This is a genomic window from Corynebacterium vitaeruminis (assembly GCF_001054325.1).
Lineage (GTDB): Bacteria > Actinomycetota > Actinomycetes > Mycobacteriales > Mycobacteriaceae > Corynebacterium > Corynebacterium vitaeruminis_A.
Map to the genome: position 1 here is coordinate 184,623 of NZ_JVVM01000020.1, position 24,485 is coordinate 209,107.

Here is a 24,485-nt window from a genome sequence, read left to right on the forward strand (position 1 = left end):
TACTCGAATGGGTGCTAGCGTTGAACCCATGAAACCCCTAACCGCAGCCAAGAAACTTGGCATTTTCCTCCCGGCCACGCCCGAGGAATTTCGCACTGGTGAGATTTCGCACGCACAGTTTGCGGAACTGCAGTCCAATCCGCCGGAGTGGCTCGCTGAGCTGCGCCGCAATGGACCGCATCCGCGTCCGGAGGTTGCCCGAAAGCTGGGCATCACCATTACGGCGCTGAAGAAGAACGACATGGACAAGCCGCTAACGACGGCGGAGATTAAGGACTTGCTCGAGCAGATGCCGGAGTGGCTGGCGACCGCCCGCGAGTCCATGGCGAAGCAGCGCGCTGAAGCCGCGGAGGCAGAGGCCAAGAAGGACGACGGCCCCGGTCGGGCTGCCGCTGAAGCTGCTCGCAACGCCGAGAAATAGCTGACACAGCCAACACCTTTTAAGGAGGTTTTCCCATGGCCATCGACTACACCGCACATGCAATCAACCACAAGGGCAACGGCACGGTTGTCCTGATTGGCTCCCTGGGCACCACACAGGAGATGTGGGAGCCGCAGGTAGCCGCTTTGAGCGAGAAGTACCAGGTCATCACCCCTGATGTCCGTGGCCATGGCGAATCCCCCATCCCCGAGGGCGAGTGGAATATGAGTCACCTGGCTGCCGACATCATCGAGGTTCTCAATGAGGAGGATGTCGACCGCGCGCACTTTGTCGGCCTATCGCTCGGCGGCGCTATCGCCCAGACCATCGCGCTAGAGCACGCCAATCGCGTGGCCAGCCTGACGCTGTCGTCGACGGCGCCGAAGTTCGGCACACCCGAGGCCTGGCAGGAAAAGGCTGAGCTCGTGCGCGAAAAGGGCACGGTCGCTCTTGCCGACACTGTCGTCCGCAACTGGTTCACCGACCAGTGCTTCGACACCAGCCCCGAGCTACCAGCCCGCTTCCGCGACATGATTGCCGACTGCCCCAACGACGGTTACATCGGTGCCTGCGGCGCACTGTCTCGCTTCGATACCCGCGAGCGCCTCGCCGACATCACCGCTCCGACGCTGGTCATCGCTGGCAAACAGGACACATCTACATCCCTCGACATCGTCACTTCGCTTCACGACGGCATCGCGGGCTCGACCATGATTACCATTTCGCCGGCCAAGCACCTGCTTAACCAGGAGGCTCCGGAGTACTACAACTCTGCCCTGCTGGCGCACATTGACGGGATTGCCGACTAGCCCCTCAACCACGGCAATAAAAAATGACGCGACCTGCTCGCTGTCCATTCCACAAGGGACGGCGCACGGGTCGCGTCATTTTTTCGAGTGCAATTGGAGGTTGCTATGACTGCAGTGGAAGGAGCTCGGATAATCAAGAAAACCGCTTTCCACCTGAAGCCCATAGTATCGACCACCAGCACAGATGGGAATAAGAAAACGAGAATGTTTCGTTAATCACCCCCACGGCAGAACTTCGCACGCTCGGTCACGCCATCAAAAAGACCCGATAATCCAACTGCCCGCAAAGATAAAAATAGCCTTTTACCTGGGTTGGTAGGTTAGCATTACCTAACCCTGTCTATTGTTGGTAGCGGGCCCGGCGTGATAGCAATCCCCAACCACAACGGGGGTAAATTTTTGCGCAGCGGCCGGGGCGCAATGACCGTCGTCAAGCGATTTCACGCCACGTATCGGAGAAAACTTTTAAAAAAATCAGTGTCTCTCATCACACTCGTGCATAATGGGGTACAACAGTCATAGTCACTATGACGATGAACCGAGGCCACGCGCGTTTATCTACGACGTATGAAAAGGCCTTAAGACAAAATTTCCACGATCAACATTTCTAGGAGCATGTCATGAAGGACTTTCTGCCCCGCACTCACTTCGAAGAAGAGCACAACATGTTCCGCGACATGGTTCGCGGCTTCGTCGAGAAGGAAATCACCCCGAACGTAGAGCGCTGGCACAAGGAAGGTCAGCCGGACCGCGAGGTCTTCAAGAAGGCCGGCGAGCTGGGCCTGATCGGTATGTCCACCCCAGAGGCATACGGCGGCGGTGGAGAGATGGACTTCCGCTACAACCAGGTCCTGAACGAAGAGCTCTCCAACGCTGACTGTGGCTCCATCGTCGTTTCCTTCGGCGTTCTCAACGACCTGGTCGCTCCGTACCTGGCTAAGTTCGGTAACGAAGAGCAGAAGCAGAAGTACCTGGCTTCCATGAACGCCGGCGACACCATCGGCTGCCTCGCCATGACCGAGCCGGGCGCAGGTTCCGACCTGGCTGGTATGCGCACCTTCGCTAAGAAGGACGGCGACCACTACGTCCTCAACGGCACCAAGATCTTCATCTCCAACGGCATGATGGCTGACTTCGCTCTCGTTGCAGCTATCACCGACCCGTCCAAGGGCCGCGCCGGTGTCTCCATGTTCATCGTCGACGCCGACCTCGAGGGCTTCACCAAGGCTGGCCCGCTGCAGAAGGTCGGCCTGAAGGCTCAGGACACCGCTGAGCTCAACTTCGACAACGTCCGCGTTCCGGCTGAGAACCTGCTCGGTGAAGAGGGCGCAGCCTTCGGCTACCTGCGCACCAACCTCGCTCACGAGCGTCTGACCCTGGCTTGCGGCTCTGTGGCAACTTCCCGCCGCGCCTGGACCCTCGCTTACAAGTACGCTCAGGAGCGCGAGGCATTCGGTCGCCCGATCATCCAGCACCAGGTTCACGGCCACTACCTGGCTGACATCGCTACCCGCGTCACTGCCCTGCAGGCTTTCGTTGACCAGGCTGTTATGGCTCACAACGCTGGCCAGCTGGACGAGACCGGCGCTTCCATGGCCAAGTACTGGACCACCGAGGAGCAGCAGGACATCGTTACCCGCTGCCTGCAGATGTTCGGCGGCTACGGCTTCATGCTCGAGTACCCGATCTCCACTCACTACCTCGACTCCAAGGTCCAGACCATCTACGGTGGCACCAACGAGATCATGAAGGAGATCATCTTCCGTCGTATCGCCAAGGGCGGCGCAGAGTAAAGCAGAGCGCGTCGGCTTAACTGATTCGACCAAACCCCCGTCAGGTTTTCCTGGCGGGGGTTTTGCATGCTTGTGGCTTGCGTGCTTGTGACTGAGGCAGCTCATAGGGTCGGTGACTATTTTTCGACGTTTGATTGGAGCTCCCCTCCCCTGCGCCCCTGTGCTCCAGCCCTAACCAAAACCATTACCCCCTGCAAAACCGAAACTATACAATGGGATACCCATCTCATATACTAAGATTTTGTTAGGTAATGGTGATGCACTTCACCAATTTCGCCCGAGGCCACGCTGATGCGTGACCGGAGATGAAGGATCGGAGTTCCAGAGGCAATGAGCACAACCAACTCGACCGCTACCCCTCAGCGAAGGGAGGTGTTTTCCACCCGAGCAGCCTTCATTTTCGCCGCCATCGGCTCGGCAGTCGGGCTCGGAAACATCTGGCGTTTCCCCTATGTCGCATACGACTCCGGTGGCGGCGCTTTCCTTATCCCGTACCTGGTCGCACTTCTGACCGCAGGTATTCCACTGCTATTCCTCGACTTCGCCATCGGCCACCGCTTCCGCGGTTCCGCACCGAAGTCGATGCGCCGCATTAAGTCCTGGGCAGAGCCAATTGGCTGGATTCAGGTCGGTATCGCCTTCTTCATTACCGTCTACTACGCCGTTATTATCGCGTGGTCCTTCATCTACGCCTGGAAGTCCATCAAAAGGAGCTGGGGCGCGGATGCCGAGGCCCACTTCATGAACGACTTCCTCCAAGCCGACACCGAAAGTGTCTTCTCGCTGGACTTCGTCCCATCAATCTCCATCGTCCTGCTGATTGTCTGGGTTCTCGTCATCGGCATTCTGGCCGCTGGCGTGGACAAGGGCATCGGTAAGGTCTCCGTCATCTTCATCCCGCTGCTAACCGTTCTCTTCGTCGCAGTGGTCATCTACTCCCTGACCCTGGATGGCGCTGCAAAGGGTCTGGACGCATTCTTCACCCCGGACTGGTCTGCACTCTCTGACTCCAGCGTGTGGATCGCCGCCTACGGCCAAATTTTCTTCTCCTTGTCGGTGGCCTTCGGCATTATGCTGACTTACGCGTCCTACCTGAAGCCACGCACTAACCTCACCGGCTCCGGTCTGGTTACCGCGTTCGCGAACTCCTCCTTCGAGGTTCTCGCCGGTATCGGTGTCTTCGCCACCCTGGGCTTCATGGCAACGCAGTCGGGCCAGGCTGTCGACGAGGTCGCAACCTCCGGTATCGGCCTTGCCTTTATCGCCTTCCCGACGGTCATTTCCGAGATGCCCTTCGGCATCGGTTCCGTCTTCGGCCTGCTGTTCTTCCTCTCCCTGGCTATCGCCGGTGTGACCTCCCTGATGTCGCTGCTGGAGGTCGTCGTCTCCGCGGTCAAGGACAAGCTGAACCTCGGCCGCGTACAAGCCACCCTCACGGTCGGTGGCTCCATGGCCGTCATCTCGCTGCTCGCTTTCCCGACCACTTCGGGTCTGGCAACCCTTGACATCGTCGATAAGTTCACCAACAACGTCGGTATCGTCCTGGTTGCGCTGCTGACCATCATCGCGACCGACTGGATCCTGCGCCGCACCAACGAGTTCGCCATGCACCTCAATGCCGTGTCCTCGTTCAAGGTCGGCACCATGTGGCAAATCTTCGTCGGCAACATCACTCCGGTCATTCTCGCCGTCATCCTGTTCCAGGAGCTCATCGGCCTGTTCCAGGAAAACTACGGTGGCTACTCCGATGCGCAGATCGATGTCTTCGGTTGGGGTGTCATCGGCGTGATTCTCATCGGCGCCCTGATTATGGCCATCCTGCCATGGCGCGGTCAGCACCGCCTCGATGGCCCTCCGGGCTCAGACTTCGGTGTGACTCCGGACTTCAAGCGGACCTCACACCTGCCACGCAAGCACACTCCGGAAAATCAGGAGGTTTAAGCCACAATGTCCGGTATCGCAATTGTCATGATGGCACTGTTCATCATCGTCATCTGGGGCGGACTGGCGGTCGCGCTGATCAGCCTGTCCAAGCACCCAGATGAGGTTTCCGGTGAGCTGGGCGATCACCCAGGACTCACCAGTGAAGTACTAGGAGCACAGGAAGAGCAGTAGTTATTCACTACTGCCCTTTCCTCTCGCTGCTCCAGGTATGTGACTTATTCACCTACAAAACGCGGTGGTCGCTTCTCCAAGAAAGCGGCCACCGCTTCCTTATGGTCGGCCGAGACCGCCAGGCGCGCCTGCGCATCCGCCTCCGCCGCCGCAGCGGCCAGAGTGTCCCGGCGCAGCAGAGTCTTGATCTCCTTCAGCGCGGCCGTCGGGCCCGCGGCAAACTGGGCTGCCAGCTCACGTGCCCGAGCCGCTGGATCGTCTACCACTTCAGTAACCAGGCCGAGGCTCAGGGCCTCGTCGGCAAGCACCTTTTTATCGAAGAACAACAGCTCACGCGCCTTCGCGTCGCTAACCATGCGCGGCAGCAGCGCCGACATGCCACAGTCCGTGGCCAGCCCAATCGACGGGAACGCCGCCTTGAACGATGCCTTCGGGCCAGCGATGCGGAAGTCGCAGTGCAGCGCCAGCGACCAACCGGCACCCGCGGCAGCCCCCTCGATAGCGGCAATCACCGGCACGTTGATCGCGGTCAGCTCCGCGATCATCGGATTGTACTCATCGACAACCTTGCCCATGCCAGCGCCCGATTGCAGGTCAGAGATGTGCTCCTTCAAATCCTGGCCCGTGCAAAACGCCTTCGGCCCGCCGAGCAGGATAACAGCGCGCACATCCGGCTCTTGCGCACGCTCAAAAGCGGCTTTCAGCTCCAACCGGAGATTCTTATCCAGGGAATTGTATGCATCCGGGCGGTCGATGGTGATGGCTAGAATGCCGTCGGAAAATTCTTGAGTAACGTTGCTCATAACCCCGCAGACTATCGCAATCTCCCCCAACTCGGACGCACTTTTGCCCCAAATCACCCGCCACAAGTAACAAGGAACACATGACACTTCCACGCCCCGCCACGCCTGACGACGTCCACGAGATCGTCGACCTCATCAAAGACCTGGCGGCCTACGAAAAAGAACCCGACGCCGTCCGCCTGACCCCGGAGCGCCTCCGCGAACAACTCTTCGGGGACAACCCCGCGATTTTCTGCCACGTCGTCGACTCCACATCCGGAAATTTGGACGATTGCGACGATAACGGCACCGGTGGCGGTGTTGGTGGCGGTGGCGCTGGCCCGCGCCTCGACGGCGTTGCGCTGTGGTTCCTCAACTACTCCACCTGGGAAGGAACGCACGGCATCTACCTGGAGGACCTCTACGTCCGCCCCGAAGCGCGCGGCACCGGCAAGGGCAAAGCACTGTTGCAAAACCTGGCGCGAATTGCCGTGGAACGCGGCTACTCGCGTGTCGAATGGTGCGTCCTGAAGTGGAATCAGCCCTCCATCGACTTCTACCGCTCGCTCGGCGCCTTCCCGATGGACGAATGGGACACCTTCCGCCTCACCGGGCAGCCACTCGCCGAGTTCGGGGCGTAACAGGCGGCCGTGCGGCGAGGCGGTTGTTTGGCGGTGCGGCAGTGCGGTCGCATGGTTGCGTAGCGATGCTTTTGCTCGGTGCTGCTTTTGCGCGGGGCAGCGCGAAAAGTCCGGCTGTGGATAACTGCTAAACCAGCGGAGTTATCCACAGCCAGCCCCGCGGGCCGTTGTCCCCCTACATCCGGACTTTTACCTTCGAAGGCATGACAGTTCTTGGGACGCTCGCCGCACTGGCCTCGCGCGGAATGGACACGCTGGCGGAACTCCACGCCGCGCGTCCCGACGGCCGTGAAGCCACCTCCCACCTGGCGGCAACCCTCGGTCTCGACCCGGCGCGCCTCCGGCTTTTGTTGCGCGTGGCCGCCCATTACCTCCAACCCGCCGATACCGAGGACAACACCAAAGCTCGCGAAGACGCCACCGCCCTTGCCCGTCGGCTCGAACTCAGCTTGGACACCTGCGTGCTTATCGACAAACGCAGCCGCCAAGCCAACAACGCAGAACTCCACGACAACCTCCGCCTCACCTTCGTCGCTGCCGCCGAGCGCCTCGGCTTCGAAGAACTCGACCTCTACATGCGGGAAACTCTCACCGAGCTCAACACCGAGGACGAGCCACCCCAGCACCTGCGCGCCCGATTTTCCCGGAAGGTAGACATCCGGGGAATGAAGCACTTCCACATCTCCGGCCCCTCGGACATGCTCGACAATCTCCTGTCGCCGCTCACCATCCGCGCCGCAGAAATCCGGAAGTTACGTCCGGAGTTTTCCCACGATCGCTGCGTCGGCCAAGCGCTTGCCGAGCGCCTCGAGCACGCCGACGCCGCAACGCCCGTCGACAAGCTCGATGAAATGCGCTACCAACCCGCCATCATCATCACCGCACAAGATCTCATCGACTACAGCCCGCGATTCGCCGCCACCACCAACGGTTCCGCACTCGCGCCCGACGTCTTCCTCAACACGCTCCTCGCCGACACCGGGTGGGCCGTGCTTTACGACGAACACAGCGCCATTACGGACTTATTTCCCATCGGCAACCCCCGCCTGGCGACCGAAGAGCAGCGCATTGCGATGCTCATCGACAACCCCATCTGCGCCTGGCCGGGATGCGAGCGCCCCGCCTATAGCGGACAAGCGCACCACCTAGTCGCGCACAAACACGGGGGTCCAACCACGCTGGACAACCTCACCATGGTCTGCCGGGAACACAACGGGCTTAACGACGACGACCGTGAAGGGCGCAACGGCTACCTCGAACGCATCCCCACATCCGGACATATTCGGTGGCGCCCACCGGACAAAACTCGACCGCCGCTGTTTAGTAACTCGTTTGTGACATCAATGTCCGGGAGGTCGTACGCGGGGTATCGAGCGGGCACGACGAAACAGCTTGGGCCAGAGCCACCACCTCCGGACTAAAACCCGGATGTATGGGAAAACCCGTCCTAGCGCACTGCTAGAACGGGTACTCACGCTGCAAAAATGCAGAGTTAGATGAGGTTCCAGTCCTCGATGCCGTCGTAAAGCGGGAATTCCTGAGCGACCTTCGAAACACGAGCGCGCAGGGAATCAACATCCGCATTCTTGCCGGCGGCCAGAGCGGTACCGATGACATCGGCGACTTCGGTGAAAGCCTTCTCGTCGAGACCACGGGTGGCCAGCGCCGGAGTACCGATACGAAGTCCGGATGTAACCATCGGAGGACGCGGGTCAAACGGAACAGCGTTGCGGTTGACGGTGATACCAACAGCGTGGAGCAAGTCCTCGGCCTCCTGGCCATTCATCTCGGAATTGCGCAGATCCGCCAGTACCAGGTGGACATCGGTGCCACCAGTGAGGACATCGACGCCGGCCTCGGCGCAGTCGGAAGCGGTGAGACGCTCAGCCAGAATACGAGCACCGGCGAGAGTCCGCTCCTGGCGCTCCTTGAACTCCGCAGTACCAGCAATCTTCAGAGCCACGGCCTTACCAGCGATGGCGTGCATCAGCGGACCACCCTGCTGTCCCGGGAAAACAGCGGAGTTCAGCTTCTTGGCGTACTCCTGCTTCGCCAGAATCATGCCCGAACGCGGCCCACCGAGGGTCTTGTGAACGGTGGTGGATACGACGTCAGAATGCGGAACCGGCGACGGGTGCAGGCCAGCGGCAACCAAACCGGCGAAGTGCGCCATGTCCGTCCACAGCTTCGCGCCGACCTCATCGGCGATGGAACGGAAAGCTTCGAAGTCGAGGTGGCGCGGGTACGCCGACCAACCTGCGATGAGAACATCCGGCTTTTCTGCGAGCGCCTGCTCACGCACCTTGTCCATGTCAATCTGCATGGTGTCCTTGTCCACACCGTATGCGGCGACGTGGTAGAGCTTGCCGGAGAAGTTCAGCTTCATGCCGTGGGTCAGGTGACCGCCGTGTGCCAGGTCAAGGCCCATAATCTTGTCGCCGGCGTTAATCAGCGCGTGCAGAACAGCGGCGTTGGCCTGTGCACCTGCATGGGGCTGCACGTTGGCGAACTCAGCGCCGAAGAGCTCCTTGGCGCGGTCGCGAGCCATGTCCTCGACGACGTCGACATATTCGCAGCCACCGTAGTAACGACGACCCGGGTAGCCTTCGGCGTACTTGTTGGTCAGAACCGAGCCCTGAGCCTGCAGCACTGCGCGCGGAACAAAGTTCTCACTAGCAATCATTTCCAGCATGTCACGCTGACGAGAGAGTTCCCCTGCCATTGCCTCTGCGAGGTCGGGATCGAGTTCACGCAGCGATTGGTAGCGGACATCGTTATTGTTAGACCCGGTCATGAGTAGGTTTTCGACCTTTCAATAAAACTTCAATGCCACAGGCCATGCTAGCCCTTTATGGGGCAAACCACGAAAGCAGCACCAATCAAGCATGCCCCCTTTATTGACCCGTTTTCCGGTTTTCGGCACCCCCTTGGCACAATTGGAAGTATGACGCGCGCAACATCTCCCAGCCCGTACGTCGAGTTCAAACGCGAGCAGTGGCGCGAAATGCGCAAGAATATGCCTCTGGTGCTGACGGAAGAGGAAGCTGAACGACTTTCCGGTATCGGTGAAAACATCGACCTGGACGAAGTCGCCGAGGTCTATCTTCCGCTTTCCCGGTTGATTCATATGCGCGTGGCGGCACATCGGGAGTTGAACGCTGCGACATCGAACTTCCTTGGGGAAAATCCTTCGAAGGGGGCATCGGTACCGTTTATTATCGGGGTCGCGGGTTCGGTCGCGGTCGGCAAGTCGACAACGGCGCGTCTGCTGCAGGTGCTGCTCGAGCGGTGGGAGACCAATCCGCGGGTGGACTTGGTCACCACTGATGGTTTCCTCTACCCTTCTGAGGAATTGAATCGTCGTGGCATCATGCAGCGTAAGGGGTATCCGGAGTCTTATGATCAGCGTGCGTTGATGCGGTTTGTTACGGCGGTGAAGTCGGGAGCGCGGCATGTCAAGGCACCGGTGTATTCGCACACGCTCTATGACCGGGTGCCGGGTGAGTTCGTCGATGTCGACCGTCCGGACATTCTCATTCTCGAGGGGCTCAATGTCTTGCAGACGGGCCCGACGCTGATGATTTCGGATCTTTTCGATTTCAGCGTCTACGTCGACGCCCCGCGCGCGGACATCGAACGCTGGTACATTAATCGTTTCCTCAGTCTCCGCCAGACGGCGTTTCGCGCTCCGGGCGCGCACTTCGCGGATTACGCCACGCTTGACGACGAAGCTGCGGCCGAGGTGGCCCGACGTATTTGGCAGCAGGTGAATTTGCCGAACCTGACGGAAAATATTTTGCCCACCCGGGTGCGGGCGTCGTTGGTTCTGACGAAGTCCCGGGACCACAAGGTCTCCCGGGTCCGAATGCGCAAACTCTAACATCCGGAAAATTTTTCCGGATGTGGGGAATCATTTGCCGAATCGGCGCGAGCGCTGCGAAAAGTCTCGAAGTGCGCGGAGGAAGTCAATGCGGCGGAACTCAGGCCAGTAAGTGTCGGTGAACCAAATCTCGGAGTAGGCGGTTTGCCATAGGAGGAAGCCGCTGAGCCGCTGTTCTCCGGAAGTGCGGATGACTAAATCGGGGTCCGGTTGTCCGGATGTGTAGAGCCGGCGGGAAATGGCATCTGTGGTGATGCGTTCCTCAAGTTCGGAAGCGTCAACGCCTTCGGCGACTGATTCACGAATGATTTTGCGCACCGCGTCGACGATTTCCTGCCGGCCACCGTAGCCAACGGCGATGTTGACCTGGATACCGGTATTGTTCGCGGTGACTTTTTCGTCGTGGCGCAGCCGGACGGTCATTTTTTCCGGAAGTAGCTCGAGGTGGCCGACCATGCGCAGGCGCATGTCGTTAGGCGATTGCGCCAATTCGTCGACGACGTCGGCGATGATGTCGAACAGTAACTCCAGCTCTTCGGGGTCGCGCCCGAGGTTTTCGGTGGAGAGCAGGTAGATGGTGACCAGCTCGATTTCCTGCTCGGCGCACCAGCCGACGAATTCTGCGATTTTGCGGGAGCCGACGCGGTGGCCGTGGCTGACGTCGGTGAATCCAGCCTCCCTCGCCCAGCGACGGTTGCCATCGGCCATGATGGCAACGTGCTTGGGGCGAGGTTTTCCTTCTAGCTCTTGGGCTAGTTTGCGCTCGTAGAGCGGATATGCAATCCGCCGGAGTGAGGACGGCTGATTTTCTTTCACATATGTAACCCTACCCAATGGGCATGGCCACTTTGCGCTTAGTCGCGTGCCTGCCGACGCTTCCGGACTTCTGCCGCAAGCGTACGCAGCAGCCGGTCGGTGGTTTTCCAATCCATACAGGCATCGGTGACGGACTTGCCGTAGACGAGTCCCTCGCGGCCATCGGTAATCTTCTGCGCGCCGGCTTCGAGGAAGGACTCCATCATGATGCCGGTGATGCGCTCGTCGCCGCCCCCGATGAGCTTGCCCAGCTCCTCAACAACCTCGGCCTGGCGCACCTCGGATTTTCCGGAATTGGCGTGGGAGGCATCCACCATGATGCTGACGTTCTGCTCGGTCTTGTTCAGGCGGGCTTCGGCGTCGTCAAGCGATTCCGCATCCCAGTTCGGGCCGGAGGTGCCGCCGCGGAGAATGAGGTGGCAATTGTGGTTGCCGGCGGTTTCGACAACGGCGGCGCGGCCCTGGTCGTTCATGCCGAAGAAGAAGTGCGGGTTTGCTGCAGAGACCAGCGAGTCCACGGCGACCTGGACGTTGCCGTCGGTGCCGTTTTTGAAGCCGATGGGCATGGAAAGTCCGGAAGCGAGCTGGCGGTGGACCTGCGACTCCGTGGTGCGCGCACCAATCGCGCCCCAGGAGACGGCGTCGGCGATGTACTGCGGGCTGTTGGGCTCGAGGAATTCGGCGCCGGCGGGCAGGCCGGTGCGCAGGACCTCGATTAACACCTCGCGGGCCATGTGCAGGCCCTTGTTGATCTTGTAGGAGCTATCCAGGTCGGGGTCGTTGATAAGTCCCTTCCAGCCGACGGTGGTGCGCGGCTTTTCGAAGTAGACACGCATAACAACCAGCAAATCCTCGTCGAGCTCGTCGGCGGTGGCCTTCAGGCGGCGGGCGTAGTCGATGGCGGCCTCGGGATCGTGGATGGAGCACGGGCCGACAACAACCAGCAGTCGGTCGTCTTCGCGGGCGATGACGCGGGCGATGTCGAGTCGCGACTGCTCTACCTCGTTAACCAAGTTCGGGGTCAGTGGCTGTTTGGCCATGACCTCTTCCGGGGAGGGAAGGTCGTGGAAGGCTACGACGCGGCGATTCGCGGTCGAGGCGGGGGCTTCGAGGGAAGTGGGAGGGGTCACGGGGGTCTCTTTTCTCTGGGGGATTAGTTACGCATGTAATTGGCTGTAGATACGACAAAAGGCAGCGCCCCTAATTGGTTGGGGGCTGCTGCCTTTGGCTCCGGTTGGTGGCGACGTGACGATTAGCCGCCGGCTGTGACTAGGTCGTCACTGCCTCCGGAGCCTTCGAAAAATAAAATCGCCACATACGCATGTGCTTGACTGTAGCGCACCGCCCGTAATCCCGCAATTCGAACTCCGAATCCCATCCCGTGGGACGCAATCAGGGGCACGCACGTATCGCCCGTCGTCAAGCGACGGACGCACGCCTTGGCGTTAACTACTCCGCTTCACGACGCTGCTCCGCTGCAGCCATCGCCTTATCCACGGCCTCGGAATCGAAGGGATCCATGCCGTGCGCCTCGGCGAACTTCCGGCGAGCGGCCATGCGCTTCGCGCGCCGCGAGAGGTCCCAGCCGAGAGCCAGGATGACGATGAGCAAAACGACAATGATGAGCAGGCCAATAGGAGAGGCCTTACCGAAGTCAGCACCCCGCGGACCAGTGGGGTTCTGCGCCAGGAAAATTGTCGTGCGAGCCGCCAAGGCATCGAAGCTTTCAATCATGAGTTCCAGCTTAGCGTTAATTCCGGACTATTCCGCGTCGGGGTCGATACCGGCGAAGAGATCGGTCTCTGGCAGCTCGGTCTGCACGCGAGTGCGGGCGAGTTCGAACTCCTCGGTGGGCCAAACGCGCTGCTGAATGTCCGCGGGCACGGCGAAAAATGGCCCGTTCGGATCAATCTGAGTGGCGTGCGCCAGCAGCGCCTGGTCGCGCTGCGGGAAGTAGTCACCGCACTCAACCTGTGTGGTCACGCGGGTCATGATGTCACCGGGAGTCCTAGTCCAGCGGCGGAAGGACTCTGCCAGGGGGCTTTCCAGACCGTTGTCGCGGTAGTAGTTGTCCAGCGCGATGAGGCGCGCCTTGATAAACCCGTGGGTGTAGTAGAGCTTGGAAATCTCCCACGGCTCACCGAGTTCGGGATACTTATCCATACCGGACTCCAACCATGCGCGCATGGACACGATGTGGGTCATGATGTGGTCCGGGTGCGGGTAGCCACCGTTTTCGTCGTACGTAATGACGACGTGCGGACGGAACTCACGGATAGCTCGGATGAGAGGCTTGGTCGCATCCTCGACCGATTGACGAGCAAACACACCGTGCGACAGCACCGGCACCGGGTTGCCTGCCGGCAGACCGGAGTCAGTAAAGCCCAGCCACTCATGCTCAACGCCGAGAGCCTCAGCGGCTGCAGCCATTTCATGCACGCGCACCGCGGCGATATTCTCGCGCACCTCCGGTCGATCCATGGCCGGGTTGAGAATGCTGCCAGCCTCACCGCCGGTGCAGGTCACCACTTTGACGCGATGCCCTTCTGCCGCATAGCGGGCCATCGTTGCAGCGCCCTTGCTCGATTCGTCATCAGGATGAGCGTGAATTGCCATCAGACGAAGTGCCAATTGAAGCCACTCCCCCTACTGTCTCGGTCCGTGTTTTCTGGCGAAGGTCGGTGCCCTTCGACCGCGACGACACTGCAATAGCGCCGTTTAGTACTGCCCCACTATAACGCTGCGACATCACAGCCCCACACGGCATCGCTACACAGCGAAACAACATAGCAGCACAACACCGCACCGCACCAGAACTATTGTTTAACTGTCAACATTTTACCACGTCGGCCAGGAACTCCGATAGGCTAAAAAGCATGGCTGAAAGTTCGGAGCGAAACACCCGAAATACCGCGGCGCCTAAACAAAAGCGCGAGCGCTATGGGGACAACAGTCGCACTCTCCCCGCAAAATTGGTTGTCATCGCTATTGTTGGCATGCTCGTCATCACCGGCGCATACATCTTCGTTCAGATGAACCGCGTCTCCGCCCCGGATGTCTCCGCAACACAGGCGGGCTGGAGCCGCACTCCGGGCAAGGAAGATGAGCAGTTCATCTTCACACTGGATGTCACCCGCGAAAAGCCGGAACTGGACAGCTACTGCATCATCTACGCGCTGAACTATGACCTAGCCGAGGTCGGCCGTCGCGATGTATTTGTCCCGGGCGGCGGCCCCGCTACCGTGCGCATGGATGTTCCTATTGCCACCCGCGAGCTGGCCGTCGCAGGCGACGTCTACGGCTGCTCCACCGACATTCCGGAGTTCCTCGCACCTGCGAAGTAACCCCCTTTCGCTACCTAGGATGAAGCGCGTCAGCGGCACGTCGTAAAGCGTGTGCGACAACACTCCGCCATGCCTGTTATTGCCATGAGGTGTGACAGTGCTATCCTGTGACGCAGCCGACGGCCCCACGCGGGGCCGCTTTTTATTAATTAAGCCAAAAACACAGGAGGAACCATGACTGAGGCACAGAACAATAGCCCTTGGCTCACCCAGGAGTCCTACGACAAGCTCAAGGCCGAGCTTGAGGCGCTATATGAGAACCGCCCGGTCATCGCCGCCGAGATTAACGAGCGCCGCGAAGAGGGCGACTTGAAGGAAAATGCAGGCTACGACGCCGCTCGTGAGCAGCAGGGACAGGAAGAGGCACGCATCCGCTACCTCGAAGACCTGCTCCAGCGCGCCACTGTCGGCGAGATTCCGCAGGAGTCCGGTGTGGCTCTGGTCGGCACCGTGGTCCACGTCTACTACGACGGCGACGAGGACGACGCCGAAACCTTCCTCATCGGTACCCGTGGCGCTGACTCCTCCAACCCGAACCTGGAGACTTACTCCACCGATTCCCCGTTGGGTAAGGCTCTGGTCGGCGCCAAGGAGGGCGAGACCCGCACTTACACTTCCCCGAGCGGCGACGAAGTGTCCGTCACCGTGGTCAAGGCTGAGCCGTACAACCCGGAGATGGACGCCTAAACGCTTAGGTTAGTTATTCCCGGCGTCACGCCGCCTCAACCCAGGCAGCAATCTCGGGCCACAGCGCCCGATTCTCGGACCGATAGAAGCCCATATGGCCTATCGGTCCATTTTTTGTGCCCTCTCCTGCTTCAATATCGCGCTTTACGACGTCACACTGCACAGCCCGATCGGTCAAAATGTTGACTGCTGAGCCCCAAGACAGAGCACAGCAAAGCACAAGCGCCGGCCAACCCGCAATAACGGGCTAACCGGCGCTTGTGCGTTAGTTAGTTTTCTAGCGCTTAGTCCCTGAAGTAGGACAGCAGACGCAGAATCTCGGTGTAGAGCCAGACCAGGGTCACGGCCAGGCCGAGGGCAACGCCCCAGGCGTACTGGGCCGGAGCACCTGCGCGGACCAGGCGGTCAGCCTGATCAAAGTCAATCAGGAAGCTGAAGGCCGCCAGGCCGATGCAGACCAGCGAGAAGATGATCGACAGCATGCCGCCGTCACGCAGCGGGAAGCCCAGACCGAACAGGGACAGCAGCAGGTTGCCCAGCATGAGGACCAGGACACCAATCAGAGCTGCGCTCATGAAGCGAGTGAACTTCGGGGTCACGCGGATAGCACCGGACTTGTAGACGAAGAGCATACCGATGAAGACACCCAGGGTGGCCAGCACCGCCTGCATAATCAGCGCACCAGCGGCAACGCCCTGGATAGGTGCGGTGAACATGAAGCTGATGCCACCGACGAAGAGGCCTTCAAAAGCGGCGTAGGTCAGCGTGACCGGCGCGGAGCCGTACTTCTTACCGAAGGTGGAAACCAAAACAGTAATCAGTCCACCGATGGCACCGACGATGGTCAGAATCATGGCCAGGCTGGTGGAGACGCTAACGGCAATGAAGAAGTTGACTGCAGCCAAAACGATGATGGTTGCCAGCGTGATGCCGGTCTTGGAAACGACATCGTCGACCGTCATCGGACGGTAGTCGGCGGCAACCTGCGACTGGTACGGGTTATCCCCGTAGTCAGCGCCCATCTGACCTTGGCCGTAGTGTTGTGCGCCCGCCTGTCCGCGGGCGACGGTCTTAGTAAGTGAACTGAAGGCAGGATTGCTGCTTTCGCGCACGTCGTCCTTCTTTCTTTTTCTCAGTTTTTCTTACACGTTTTGAACTCAGGCACACGCGCGTACGTTTGCCTACATTGTCTACAACGGACGGTGTCTAGGTATTGTTCCCAACCCTGAAAAACAGTTAGTATCAAGATAATTCCTCGCCTGCTGGCGGTGATCTTGTAATCACGGAAAAACTCACAGTCGCCAGGCGTGGGCACCACTTGAGTGATTACGAACAGGAGGCTGGTCAAGATGTCTGATGGCCTTGACTACGATCCGGATACCACTGGTGATTTTGACGAGACCACGCTCGATGGCTCGGAGGGACTCGATGGCGACTTCCTCACCGGTGATGGCGAAAATTATGTGATGGATCCGCCGGACCGCTGGCGGGGCGCTTCTCCGCATGACACCCTCGGCAAGCGGTTGGCCGAGGAAAAGCCGGACATCGATGTCGACGATGATCTGAATGATGACCCGGAAATGCGCTACGGCGATGTCGATGGTCACGAACCGTTCGAGTTCGGCAATGATGGCCCGCGCGAACCGGATCGCAACCGCCGGATGGGCTGGACTACCTACTAAACTTTTCTAAGTTTTAGTAGTTTTGCCAAATTTTCTATCTCGGGGTGCCTCGCAACAGTAGTATCTGTGCCATGACAGCATCTACTGCCACGACAAACCGAACTACCATCCGCAATCCGCTTAACGACGAGCTCGTTGCCCGCCTACTCCAGCGCGTCACGGTAGCTGATAAGTCGAAAACCTCCACCATCTCGGCGCCGTTTACCGGCCAGGAGCTGGCGCAGATCCCCGTCGGTACGCAGGCCGATGTCGACGAGGCCTTCAAGCGTGCCCGCGCGGCCCAGAAGAAGTGGGCTCGTATGGCGCCGGAAAAGCGCGGCGAAGTGCTGCACCACTTCCACGATTTGCTGTTTACCCACAGCGACCAGCTGCTGGATTTACTACAGGCTGAGACCGGAAAGAACCGCGCTAGCGCCCATGAGGAGCTCGTGCACACCGCCATCACGGCTCGTTACTACGGCAACCAGGGGCCGAAGCTGCTGGAACCGAAGCGAGCACACGGCGCAGTACCGGTGCTGTCCAAAACCACCGTCTATCACCACCCCAAGGGTGTCGTCGGTGTTATTGCGCCGTGGAACTACCCGCTGACTCTCGCGGTTTCCGACGCGCTGGCTGCGCTGATGGCCGGTAACGCCATCGTGCTCAAGCCGGACAGCACGACGCCGTTTACCGCTCTCTTCGCCGTCGATCTGCTCTACCGAGCGGGCCTTCCGGAGGATCTCTTCCAGGTCATTCCAGGTCCGGGCCGCGTGGTCGGCCAAGGCATTGTCGGTCAGTGTGACTTCCTGATGTTCACCGGCTCTTCCGAGACCGGCCGCTCTCTGGCCCAGCAGTGCGGTGAGCGACTGATCAGTTTCTCCGCGGAGCTCGGCGGCAAGAACCCACTGATTGTCGCTGAGGATGCCAACATCAACCGCGCGGTCGAAGGTGCGCGCATCGGCTGCTTCACCAACTCCGGTCACCTGTGCGTGTCCATCGAGCGAATCTATGTCGTGGACTCCGTCTGGGACGAGTTCGTCCCGGCATTCACCGACCGTGTTAAGGCCATGTCCATCGGCGCTGGCTACGAGTGGGAAACCGAAATGGGCTGCCTGCAGTCGCAGGGCCAGTTCGACATCGTCAAGTCGATGGTCGACGATGCTATCGAGGCCGGTGCCACCGTGCTGGCCGGCGGTCGTCCCCGCCCGGACTTGGGGCCGCTGTTCTACGAGCCAACCGTGCTTACCGACGTCCCGGAGGGCGTCGCCCTGCTGACCGAAGAGGTATTCGGCCCGGTAGTAGTCCTCCAGCGCGTCTCGGACGTCCATGAGGCGATCGCCAAGGCCAACGATTCCCGCTACGGCCTCAACGCTTCGCTGTGGACCTCCCCGCGTCGTGCAAAGGAGCTGGCACCACAGCTGGAAGCCGGCACCGTCAATGTCAACGATGGTTTTGCTGCGGCCTTCGCGTCTGTCGATGCCCCGATGGGCGGTTTCAAGGATTCGGGTGTGGGCCGTCGTCAAGCAGCGGGCGGCTTGCTAAAGTACACCGACGAGCAGACGGTGACTGTGCAGCGCCTTTCCCCAGTGTCAATGCCGCACATGTCCCGCGAGCTGTACTCGAAGGTGTTCAACACGGCACTTATCCTCGGCAAGAAGTTCAACGTCCTGCCGTAATACGCGTGGAGCGCGCACATACCCGATTATTATTCGGACATTTTTCGGACGGTTTGAAGTCCAGGTAAGAAAAGGCCAGGTCAGAAAACTCTCTGACCTGGCCTTTTGGTGCCCCCAGTGGGACTCGAACCCACACTGAAAGGATTTTAAGTCCTCTGCCTCTGCCAATTGGGCTATAGGGGCCCCTAGAAGAGATTAATGGGCGATATGGATGTCTACCAAACTCGCCACAATTCCGTCGAGGATATCCTTCTCGCTGATGTAGAAAAAGCGCTGCTCTTCCTTCGCTGCTTCGGAACGCGGCAGCGCTTCAAACATGTCCATCAGGCCGTCGACAATGATTGAACCACCGGCGAAGACATCGGCGCGCTTCGGGTGCATGACCGGGTTGGCCGCGAGCGATTCTGCGTCGGTTTCAATGACGGATGCTGTCAGGGCACGCAACGCAGTAAAGCGCAGCTGTGACAGGTGGATTGCCTCCGGATCATAGGTTTCCAACCCCTGTGCCAGCGCGGACAGCGTGGTGAAAGTCCCGGCGCAGCCGACTATGGTGCGAGCCTTTTCTACAGGCACCTGCGCAACAACCTCGTCAGCTAGTTCCGCAACATACGAGCGCGCCTCCTGGACCTGCTCCGCCGTCGGTGGCGAGGTCTTAAGGAAACGCTCGGTCAGGCGCACACTTCCCATGGCCACGGAATCGGAACCGGCCACCGTGCCGTCGTGATCGCCAACAATGACCTCGGTAGAGCCGCCACCCACGTCGATGACGCAATAAGGACCGAGCTCTGGTTCCAGGTCATCGACTGCACCACGGAAGGACAGCGCGGCCTCTTCATCGCCAGAGATAACCTCGGCCTCCGCACCCCACGGAGCCAGAATTTCGCGGGTCATGGCGAAGAAATCGTCGCAGTTACTTGCATCGCGCGTCGCCGATGTCGCCACCATGCGAACTGCCTGCACCTTTTCGACCTGCATGAGCTCCGCGTACTTCGTCAGAGCCTCCCGCACACGCTCCAGTGCCTCCGGGGCCAGCATGCCCGTGGCATCCACGCCTTGCCCAAGGCGGACAATTTCCATCAATCGGTGCAATTCTGTAATCTCCAGAATCCCATCGACGACCTCGACCCTGCTAATAAGCAGTCGAAGCGAGTTAGTGCCGCAGTCGACGGCAGCGAGCGTTGTCATTTACCCCTCCACCCCCGGATACGCAATACCGAGCTCGGAAATCGTTGGCCAGTCCGCGGGAATCGCGGTGCCGCGCAGCTTCTCATTCTCCGCCGCTAACGCCACCGACTCCGTACCCAGTCGGAAGTGGTCCGGCCCCTTTGCCAACGCGTAGGCAATGAGGACATGAAGGCACTTCACGCGCGTCGGCATGCCGCCACCGGAGAAGTCCGTGCCCAGGTCTTCCATCTCGTTGCGCTCCGCCAAAAACGCCTCGTGTGCACGCTGGTAATCAGCGGCAAGCTCTTCGTCGCTTTCCAGACGCGCAGTCATTTCCTTCATCACGCCGGTCGTCTCCAGCCGGGAGGCCTCCGCTGTCAGACGCGGATCAGTCAGGTAAAAGAGCGTGGGAAACGGAGTGCCATCGTCCAGGCGCGGCTTCGTCTTAACCACACCGGGAGTGCCATCGGGGCTGCGGTAAGAGACGTCCACTACTCCCCGCGGTTCACGTCCGAGCTGCTCCGCTATCACTTCCAAATCTGCGGTATCCACAGACATCGGTCACACTCCTTTTGCTTCCGTTTTACTGACACATAATCTCACAGTCGCCTTACAGGCGCGTTGTTTCGCTTTACGACAGCACACCCTGCCGCGCATAAAACCTCACCGAGAGGCCCCAGTTGGCCCTACGGAGTTCTAGGACTCCGGTACCGTCGGCAAGCTCTCTGGCCTCGTTGCCTGATCGCGTCCCGGATTGGGGCGAGTCTCCTCGGGCTCGGGCGGGATGGAAATGGAGTCCCACAGGGTCTTGTACCACTTCTTGGCCTGGTGCTGCGGAATTTCCTCCGGCTGCATCACAGGCTGCTCGCCCACTGCCGGATCGAGGATGCGGAATGGGGTCTCCCCCGGCTCTACCAACCCCAGGCGCAGACGTGCTTGCTCCTTGATATAGGCGGGGTTGGAGTAGAGCTCCTTTTCGTCCTCTAACTGCTCAATTCGCTGCTCCATGCGAGCAATATTGTCCCGCGTTTCAGCCACATCCGCCTGCTGCTGTGCAAAAGTCCGCAGCGGAATTGCGAGAACAGACACCAAGAAAAGTACCAGCAGACCAATACCGATTTTTTGTGCCGTGCTCAGCGAGCGCATACCCGATGCGATTGCCGATGCCGAACGCTGCCCCGCCCCTGCAAGGCGCGACTGTGTTCCGCGACGAGATCGGTCCGATGCACTCATGCCCCACACTCTACCCGACCGTCAGCCAATGAAATAACGAAAAACCCGCCCACAACCACGTGCGTGGCGCGGGCGGGCAGTGCTGTACGCCGCTTTTTGCAGCGCATCAGCTATTTACTTAAAACGCGGAAAAGCGCTACGGCCAGCGTAGACTGCGGCGTCGCCGAGGTACTCCTCGATGCGCAGCAGCTGGTTGTACTTAGCAACACGCTCGGAGCGAGCCGGAGCACCGGTCTTGATCTGGCCGCAGTTGAGGCCGACAGCCAGGTCAGCGATGGTGGTGTCCTCAGTCTCACCGGAGCGGTGCGACATCATGGTCTTGTAACCAGCATTGTGGGCCATTGCGACGGCCTCGAAGGTCTCAGACAGGGAACCAATCTGGTTGACCTTGACCAGCAGAGCGTTAGCGGCCTTCTTCTCAATGCCCTCAGCCAGGCGCTTCGGGTTGGTGACGAAGAAGTCGTCGCCGACGATCTGGACCTTGTCACCAATCTGAGCGGTCAGGGTAGTGTAGCCCTCCCAGTCATCTTCCTGCAGTGGATCCTCGATGGAGACGATGGCGTAGTTCTCAACCAGGTCAGCGTAGACAGCGGCCATCTCTTCAGCGGTGTGCTCGCCACCTTCAAAGTGGTACTTGCCGTCCTTGAAGAACTCAGAAGAAGCGACGTCGAGAGCCAGAGCGACATCATCACCCAGCTTGTAGCCAGCGGCCTCAATTGCCTCAACAATCAGGTCCAGTGCAGCCTTGGTGGAGTCAACCGACGGAGCGAAGCCGCCCTCATCGCCGAGACCAGTGGACAGACCCTTGTCCTTGATGACCTTCTTCAGTGCGTGGTAGACCTCAGCGCCGACACGCAGTGCCTCCTTGAAGGTCGGGGCACCAATCGGAGCAATCATGAACTCCTGGACGTCAACGCCGGAGTCCGCATGTGCACCACCGTTGAGGATGTTCATCATCGGAACCGGCAGAATGTGGCCGTTCGGGCCACCGACGTAGCGGAACAGGTCGAGGCCAGCGGACTCAGCGGCAGCCTTAGCAACGGCCATGGACACGCCGAGAATGGCGTTGGCACCCAGACGGGACTTGTTATCAGTACCGTCCAGCTCAATCATGGTCTTGTCCACGAGGCGCTGATCCTCAGCCTCGAGGCCAATAATTGCGTCCTCAATTTCCTCGAGCACAGCGCGGACGGCCTTCTGGACACCCTTGCCCAGGTAACGGTCCTCACCATCGCGGAGCTCGTGAGCCTCATGCACACCGGTGGAGGCACCGGACGGAACCGCAGCACGGCCCACAGCGCCGTCTTCTAACAGCACCTCAACCTCAACGGTCGGGTTACCACGGGAGTCCAGAATTTCGCGTGCGTTCAACTCGATGATTGCAGCCATAGGTCACCTTTCCGCCGGAACCCTTCCGGCACATGCCTTCAATTGTGGCACGGTTTGCCAACCTTCGCCTTAAATCTCTTTCACCCTATGCGGGCTGATTCAGTGCATAGTTCGCCGCAGCATCCCGAACATCGCGAAGATACTGCTCAGATTGGTTATATGAGCGAACTGCAGATGCCCACCCTTCCGGGGTGGCAAGGTCACGTTCCTCACTGCAGAGCATCCGTGCGGTAGTCGCGGTCGCGTCGTCGATGTTGTGGGGGTCGGCGATGCCATCACCCGAGGCATCCATCGCAAAGCGATGCCACGTCTCGGGAATAAACTGCATCGGCCCCACAGCACGGTCGTACTCTGTGTCACCGTCGAGTTCGCCGTTGTCAGTATCGAGAACCTCGGCAAACCCGCTTGTGCCGTCCAGCGCTGGACCGATAATCGTCGGACGCACTACCCCATCGGCACCGATATGCGCCGGCTTGAGCCAATTGCCCGAGTAAGTTCCGTGATGCGTCTCCACCTTCCCAAGCCCCGCGAGCGTGTTCCACTCCAGGTGGCAGTCCGGGAACTGTTCGGTCGCAATCACATATGCGTTGCCGTAGGCGCGGAGAGCATCCTCAGAAATCCCCGTCTTCGGGGAAATTTGCTGGGCCCACTGTCGCAGCTGCTCAGAGGTACGCCCGGGAGCGTTGACATCAATCATTGGCGGTGGTCCAGCCGCAGCAGGCGGCACATTATCCGGAATCGGTTTCTTGGTCAACGTCGGGATAACAGGCCCAGTGAACATCGCCAACGCCCCAACCGTGCCAATGATAATCAGCACTGCCAGGGAGGTAAGTCCTAGACAGCCACAGCCCCGCGAGGACTTCTTCTTCCCCTTACTGCGGCCACGCGACTTTGCCCCGCGAGGTGCGGGGTGCGCGTATTCATCAAAGGGAGAATTAGAAGGCATGGAGAATTACTCTACGGGGTGAGCCGTAAAATCACTCAAATTAGAGGATAGAAATCGCTTTTATTGGAAACTAGCTGTCGCTTTCCGACGGCCAGGAGCCCTCAGCCTCTTCGTTATCTTCGCTGTCCACTGCCCACTGCTCGGCATGGCTAGCCTGCTGATTCTCCATCTGGGCCAGCTCAGCCAGGAATGCGCGTGAAGCCTGTCGAGTCCGCTCTTCCGCACCGGAATCGGTCTCCAGTCCTGGGGTCGGAACCAGAATCTCCACCGGAATATCGGCATCGGAAAGGCCGAGCGCACGGGCACGGCGGATGGCTTCCTCAGCCAGTGTCAGCGCTGGCAGCTGTGTGGCCGGGTTCGAGCGCGGACGTCCGCGGCCGTAAGTCCACAGTCGCTCCTGCTCTTCCTCCGAGACCATCTCTCCCTCGGCCACAGTGCCGTCGAAGAGGTACGGCTGACGGGCACGCATCTTCAAAATAAAGTCGGTCGCCACATCGTCGAAGTCGAAGTCCTCGGCGATTTCGGCGTGGAAGAGGACCTGCAGCAGCAGATCTGACAGCTCGCTACGAATGTCACCGCCCTCGTTGACGGCATCGACAAACTCGTAGGTCTCTTCAATGAGATACGGCAGCAAGCTCTTGTGCGTTTGGCGAGCTTCCCACTGCCCCGTGCGACGTGCGGCCGCCATGATGTCCACGGCCTCGACGACATGGGGCAGGCGAGCTGCGGCAAGTTGTTCCTGCGGAGTCAGCGGTTCTTGCCCAGTCTCTTGAGCCTGGGCCGGTTCCGCCACAGATTCCGGTTCTGGTTCTGGTGCCGACTCCTGCACGGGAGCCGCCGCAACCGGGGCTGCCGGGGCTGCCGGGGCTGCCGGGTCCGGCGCATCATCCAGCTCGACCGAGTAGACCTTCTCGCCCACATCGAGGCGATCGAGCACCTCGTCATTTTCCATATCGGTGGTGACCAGAATCTCCGCCTGGGACACCGAGTGCCCACCGGCGTCTGCGATTGCCCAGCGCACACGGATGGGGACTTCTTCGGTGTAGCTGACTTCACCGGTCAGCAGGTTAGCGGCTTCCAGCGGAATTGCAGTTGGAAAGCGGCTATCGAGCTTGATGATAGTCATAC

25 protein-coding genes and 1 tRNA gene are annotated in these 24,485 nt (G+C 59.9%); 12 read left to right on the forward strand and 14 right to left on the reverse strand.

Going from position 1 to position 24,485, the window contains the following annotated elements:
* Positions 1-28: 28 nt before the first annotated feature.
* The 5 genes from ADA16_RS05065 (at position 29) to metS (ending at position 5,138) form a co-directional block, all read left to right on the forward strand.
* Entirely contained in the window at positions 29-421 is a 393-nt protein-coding gene (locus tag ADA16_RS05065; protein ID WP_048759965.1) for a DUF5997 family protein, read from the forward strand.
* Between the two features lie 35 nt (positions 422-456).
* Entirely contained in the window at positions 457-1,230 is a 774-nt protein-coding gene (locus tag ADA16_RS05070) for an alpha/beta fold hydrolase (RefSeq protein ID WP_048759732.1), read from the forward strand.
* Between the two features lie 620 nt (positions 1,231-1,850).
* Positions 1,851-3,023, forward strand: a complete 1,173-nt coding sequence (locus ADA16_RS05075; RefSeq protein WP_048759734.1) for an acyl-CoA dehydrogenase family protein — start codon at positions 1,851-1,853, stop codon at positions 3,021-3,023.
* A gap of 330 nt (positions 3,024-3,353) precedes the next feature.
* Positions 3,354-4,964 carry a sodium-dependent transporter gene (locus tag ADA16_RS05080; RefSeq protein WP_048759740.1) on the forward strand — a complete coding sequence of 537 codons (1,611 nt, stop codon included), beginning with the start codon at positions 3,354-3,356 and terminating at the stop codon, positions 4,962-4,964.
* Between the two features lie 6 nt (positions 4,965-4,970).
* Positions 4,971-5,138, forward strand: a complete 168-nt coding sequence (gene metS, locus ADA16_RS05085; RefSeq protein WP_048759742.1) for a methionine/alanine import NSS transporter subunit MetS — start codon at positions 4,971-4,973, stop codon at positions 5,136-5,138.
* Between the two features lie 44 nt (positions 5,139-5,182).
* Here metS and ADA16_RS05090 read toward each other — a convergent pair whose 3' ends face one another.
* The gene (locus ADA16_RS05090) at positions 5,183-5,941 is read right to left on the reverse strand and encodes an enoyl-CoA hydratase-related protein (RefSeq protein WP_048759746.1); all 759 of its coding nucleotides are present in this window, start codon (positions 5,939-5,941) and stop codon (positions 5,183-5,185) included.
* A gap of 80 nt (positions 5,942-6,021) precedes the next feature.
* Here ADA16_RS05090 and ADA16_RS05095 point away from each other — a divergent pair, with 80 nt between their 5' ends.
* Both ADA16_RS05095 and ADA16_RS05100 read left to right on the forward strand, forming a co-directional pair.
* Positions 6,022-6,561 carry a GNAT family N-acetyltransferase gene (locus tag ADA16_RS05095; RefSeq protein ID WP_048759748.1) on the forward strand — a complete coding sequence of 180 codons (540 nt, stop codon included), beginning with the start codon at positions 6,022-6,024 and terminating at the stop codon, positions 6,559-6,561.
* Positions 6,562-6,917: 356 nt separating this feature from the next.
* Positions 6,918-7,982 (forward strand): HNH endonuclease signature motif containing protein, encoded by a 1,065-nt coding sequence (locus ADA16_RS05100; RefSeq protein ID WP_239659346.1) that lies wholly within the window; start codon positions 6,918-6,920, stop codon positions 7,980-7,982.
* Between the two features lie 71 nt (positions 7,983-8,053).
* Here ADA16_RS05100 and glyA read toward each other — a convergent pair whose 3' ends face one another.
* Positions 8,054-9,355 carry a serine hydroxymethyltransferase gene (gene glyA / locus ADA16_RS05105; RefSeq protein ID WP_048759752.1) on the reverse strand — a complete coding sequence of 434 codons (1,302 nt, stop codon included), beginning with the start codon at positions 9,353-9,355 and terminating at the stop codon, positions 8,054-8,056.
* A gap of 150 nt (positions 9,356-9,505) precedes the next feature.
* Here glyA and coaA point away from each other — a divergent pair, with 150 nt between their 5' ends.
* Positions 9,506-10,441 (forward strand): type I pantothenate kinase, encoded by a 936-nt coding sequence (gene coaA / locus ADA16_RS05110; RefSeq protein ID WP_048759755.1) that lies wholly within the window; start codon positions 9,506-9,508, stop codon positions 10,439-10,441.
* Positions 10,442-10,471: 30 nt separating this feature from the next.
* Here coaA and ADA16_RS05115 read toward each other — a convergent pair whose 3' ends face one another.
* From ADA16_RS05115 to mca, 4 genes are all read right to left on the reverse strand, one after another.
* Entirely contained in the window at positions 10,472-11,257 is a 786-nt protein-coding gene (locus ADA16_RS05115) for an isoprenyl transferase (RefSeq protein ID WP_048759758.1), read from the reverse strand.
* A 38-nt stretch (positions 11,258-11,295) separates the two neighbouring features.
* The gene (locus ADA16_RS05120) at positions 11,296-12,387 is read right to left on the reverse strand and encodes a 3-deoxy-7-phosphoheptulonate synthase (RefSeq protein ID WP_048759759.1); all 1,092 of its coding nucleotides are present in this window, start codon (positions 12,385-12,387) and stop codon (positions 11,296-11,298) included.
* 319 nt (positions 12,388-12,706) lie between these two features.
* Entirely contained in the window at positions 12,707-12,991 is a 285-nt protein-coding gene (locus ADA16_RS05125) for a hypothetical protein (RefSeq protein WP_048733974.1), read from the reverse strand.
* Positions 12,992-13,018: 27 nt separating this feature from the next.
* Complete coding sequence (gene mca / locus ADA16_RS05130; protein WP_048759969.1) at positions 13,019-13,873, reverse strand: mycothiol conjugate amidase Mca; 855 nt, start codon at positions 13,871-13,873, stop codon at positions 13,019-13,021.
* A 260-nt stretch (positions 13,874-14,133) separates the two neighbouring features.
* Here mca and ADA16_RS05135 point away from each other — a divergent pair, with 260 nt between their 5' ends.
* Positions 14,134-14,601, forward strand: coding sequence for a DUF4307 domain-containing protein (locus ADA16_RS05135; protein ID WP_048759761.1), 468 nt, complete (start codon positions 14,134-14,136; stop codon positions 14,599-14,601).
* 174 nt (positions 14,602-14,775) lie between these two features.
* Positions 14,776-15,288, forward strand: a complete 513-nt coding sequence (gene greA / locus ADA16_RS05140; protein ID WP_048759762.1) for a transcription elongation factor GreA — start codon at positions 14,776-14,778, stop codon at positions 15,286-15,288.
* 284 nt (positions 15,289-15,572) lie between these two features.
* On the opposite strand, the gene ADA16_RS05145 is transcribed toward greA, so the two are convergent.
* Positions 15,573-16,400 (reverse strand): Bax inhibitor-1/YccA family protein, encoded by an 828-nt coding sequence (locus tag ADA16_RS05145; protein WP_048759764.1) that lies wholly within the window; start codon positions 16,398-16,400, stop codon positions 15,573-15,575.
* Between the two features lie 237 nt (positions 16,401-16,637).
* Here ADA16_RS05145 and ADA16_RS05150 point away from each other — a divergent pair, with 237 nt between their 5' ends.
* Entirely contained in the window at positions 16,638-16,970 is a 333-nt protein-coding gene (locus ADA16_RS05150; protein WP_048759765.1) for a hypothetical protein, read from the forward strand.
* A gap of 71 nt (positions 16,971-17,041) precedes the next feature.
* On the forward strand, positions 17,042-18,625 hold the full coding sequence (locus tag ADA16_RS05155) for a succinic semialdehyde dehydrogenase (RefSeq protein WP_048759768.1): 1,584 nt from the start codon (positions 17,042-17,044) through the stop codon (positions 18,623-18,625).
* 106 nt (positions 18,626-18,731) lie between these two features.
* Here ADA16_RS05155 and ADA16_RS05160 read toward each other — a convergent pair.
* The 7 genes from ADA16_RS05160 to ADA16_RS05190 form a co-directional block, all read right to left on the reverse strand.
* Positions 18,732-18,808 (reverse strand) — tRNA-Leu (locus tag ADA16_RS05160).
* 12 nt (positions 18,809-18,820) lie between these two features.
* Positions 18,821-19,810, reverse strand: coding sequence for a Ppx/GppA phosphatase family protein (locus tag ADA16_RS05165; RefSeq protein WP_048759770.1), 990 nt, complete (start codon positions 19,808-19,810; stop codon positions 18,821-18,823).
* Positions 19,811-20,347 carry a DUF501 domain-containing protein gene (locus tag ADA16_RS05170; RefSeq protein WP_048759771.1) on the reverse strand — a complete coding sequence of 179 codons (537 nt, stop codon included), beginning with the start codon at positions 20,345-20,347 and terminating at the stop codon, positions 19,811-19,813. It lies immediately after the preceding gene.
* Between the two features lie 138 nt (positions 20,348-20,485).
* Entirely contained in the window at positions 20,486-21,022 is a 537-nt protein-coding gene (locus ADA16_RS05175) for an FtsB family cell division protein (protein WP_048759774.1), read from the reverse strand.
* 114 nt (positions 21,023-21,136) lie between these two features.
* Positions 21,137-22,411: a phosphopyruvate hydratase gene (gene eno / locus ADA16_RS05180; protein WP_048759776.1), complete on the reverse strand. Its 1,275-nt coding sequence runs from the start codon at positions 22,409-22,411 to the stop codon at positions 21,137-21,139.
* An 85-nt stretch (positions 22,412-22,496) separates the two neighbouring features.
* A complete protein-coding gene (locus ADA16_RS05185) occupies positions 22,497-23,357 on the reverse strand; it encodes a lytic transglycosylase domain-containing protein (RefSeq protein WP_048759777.1) in 861 nt (286 codons plus the stop codon).
* 70 nt (positions 23,358-23,427) lie between these two features.
* Entirely contained in the window at positions 23,428-24,483 is a 1,056-nt protein-coding gene (locus tag ADA16_RS05190) for a MazG nucleotide pyrophosphohydrolase domain-containing protein (protein ID WP_048759780.1), read from the reverse strand.
* Positions 24,484-24,485: the final 2 nt, after the last annotated feature.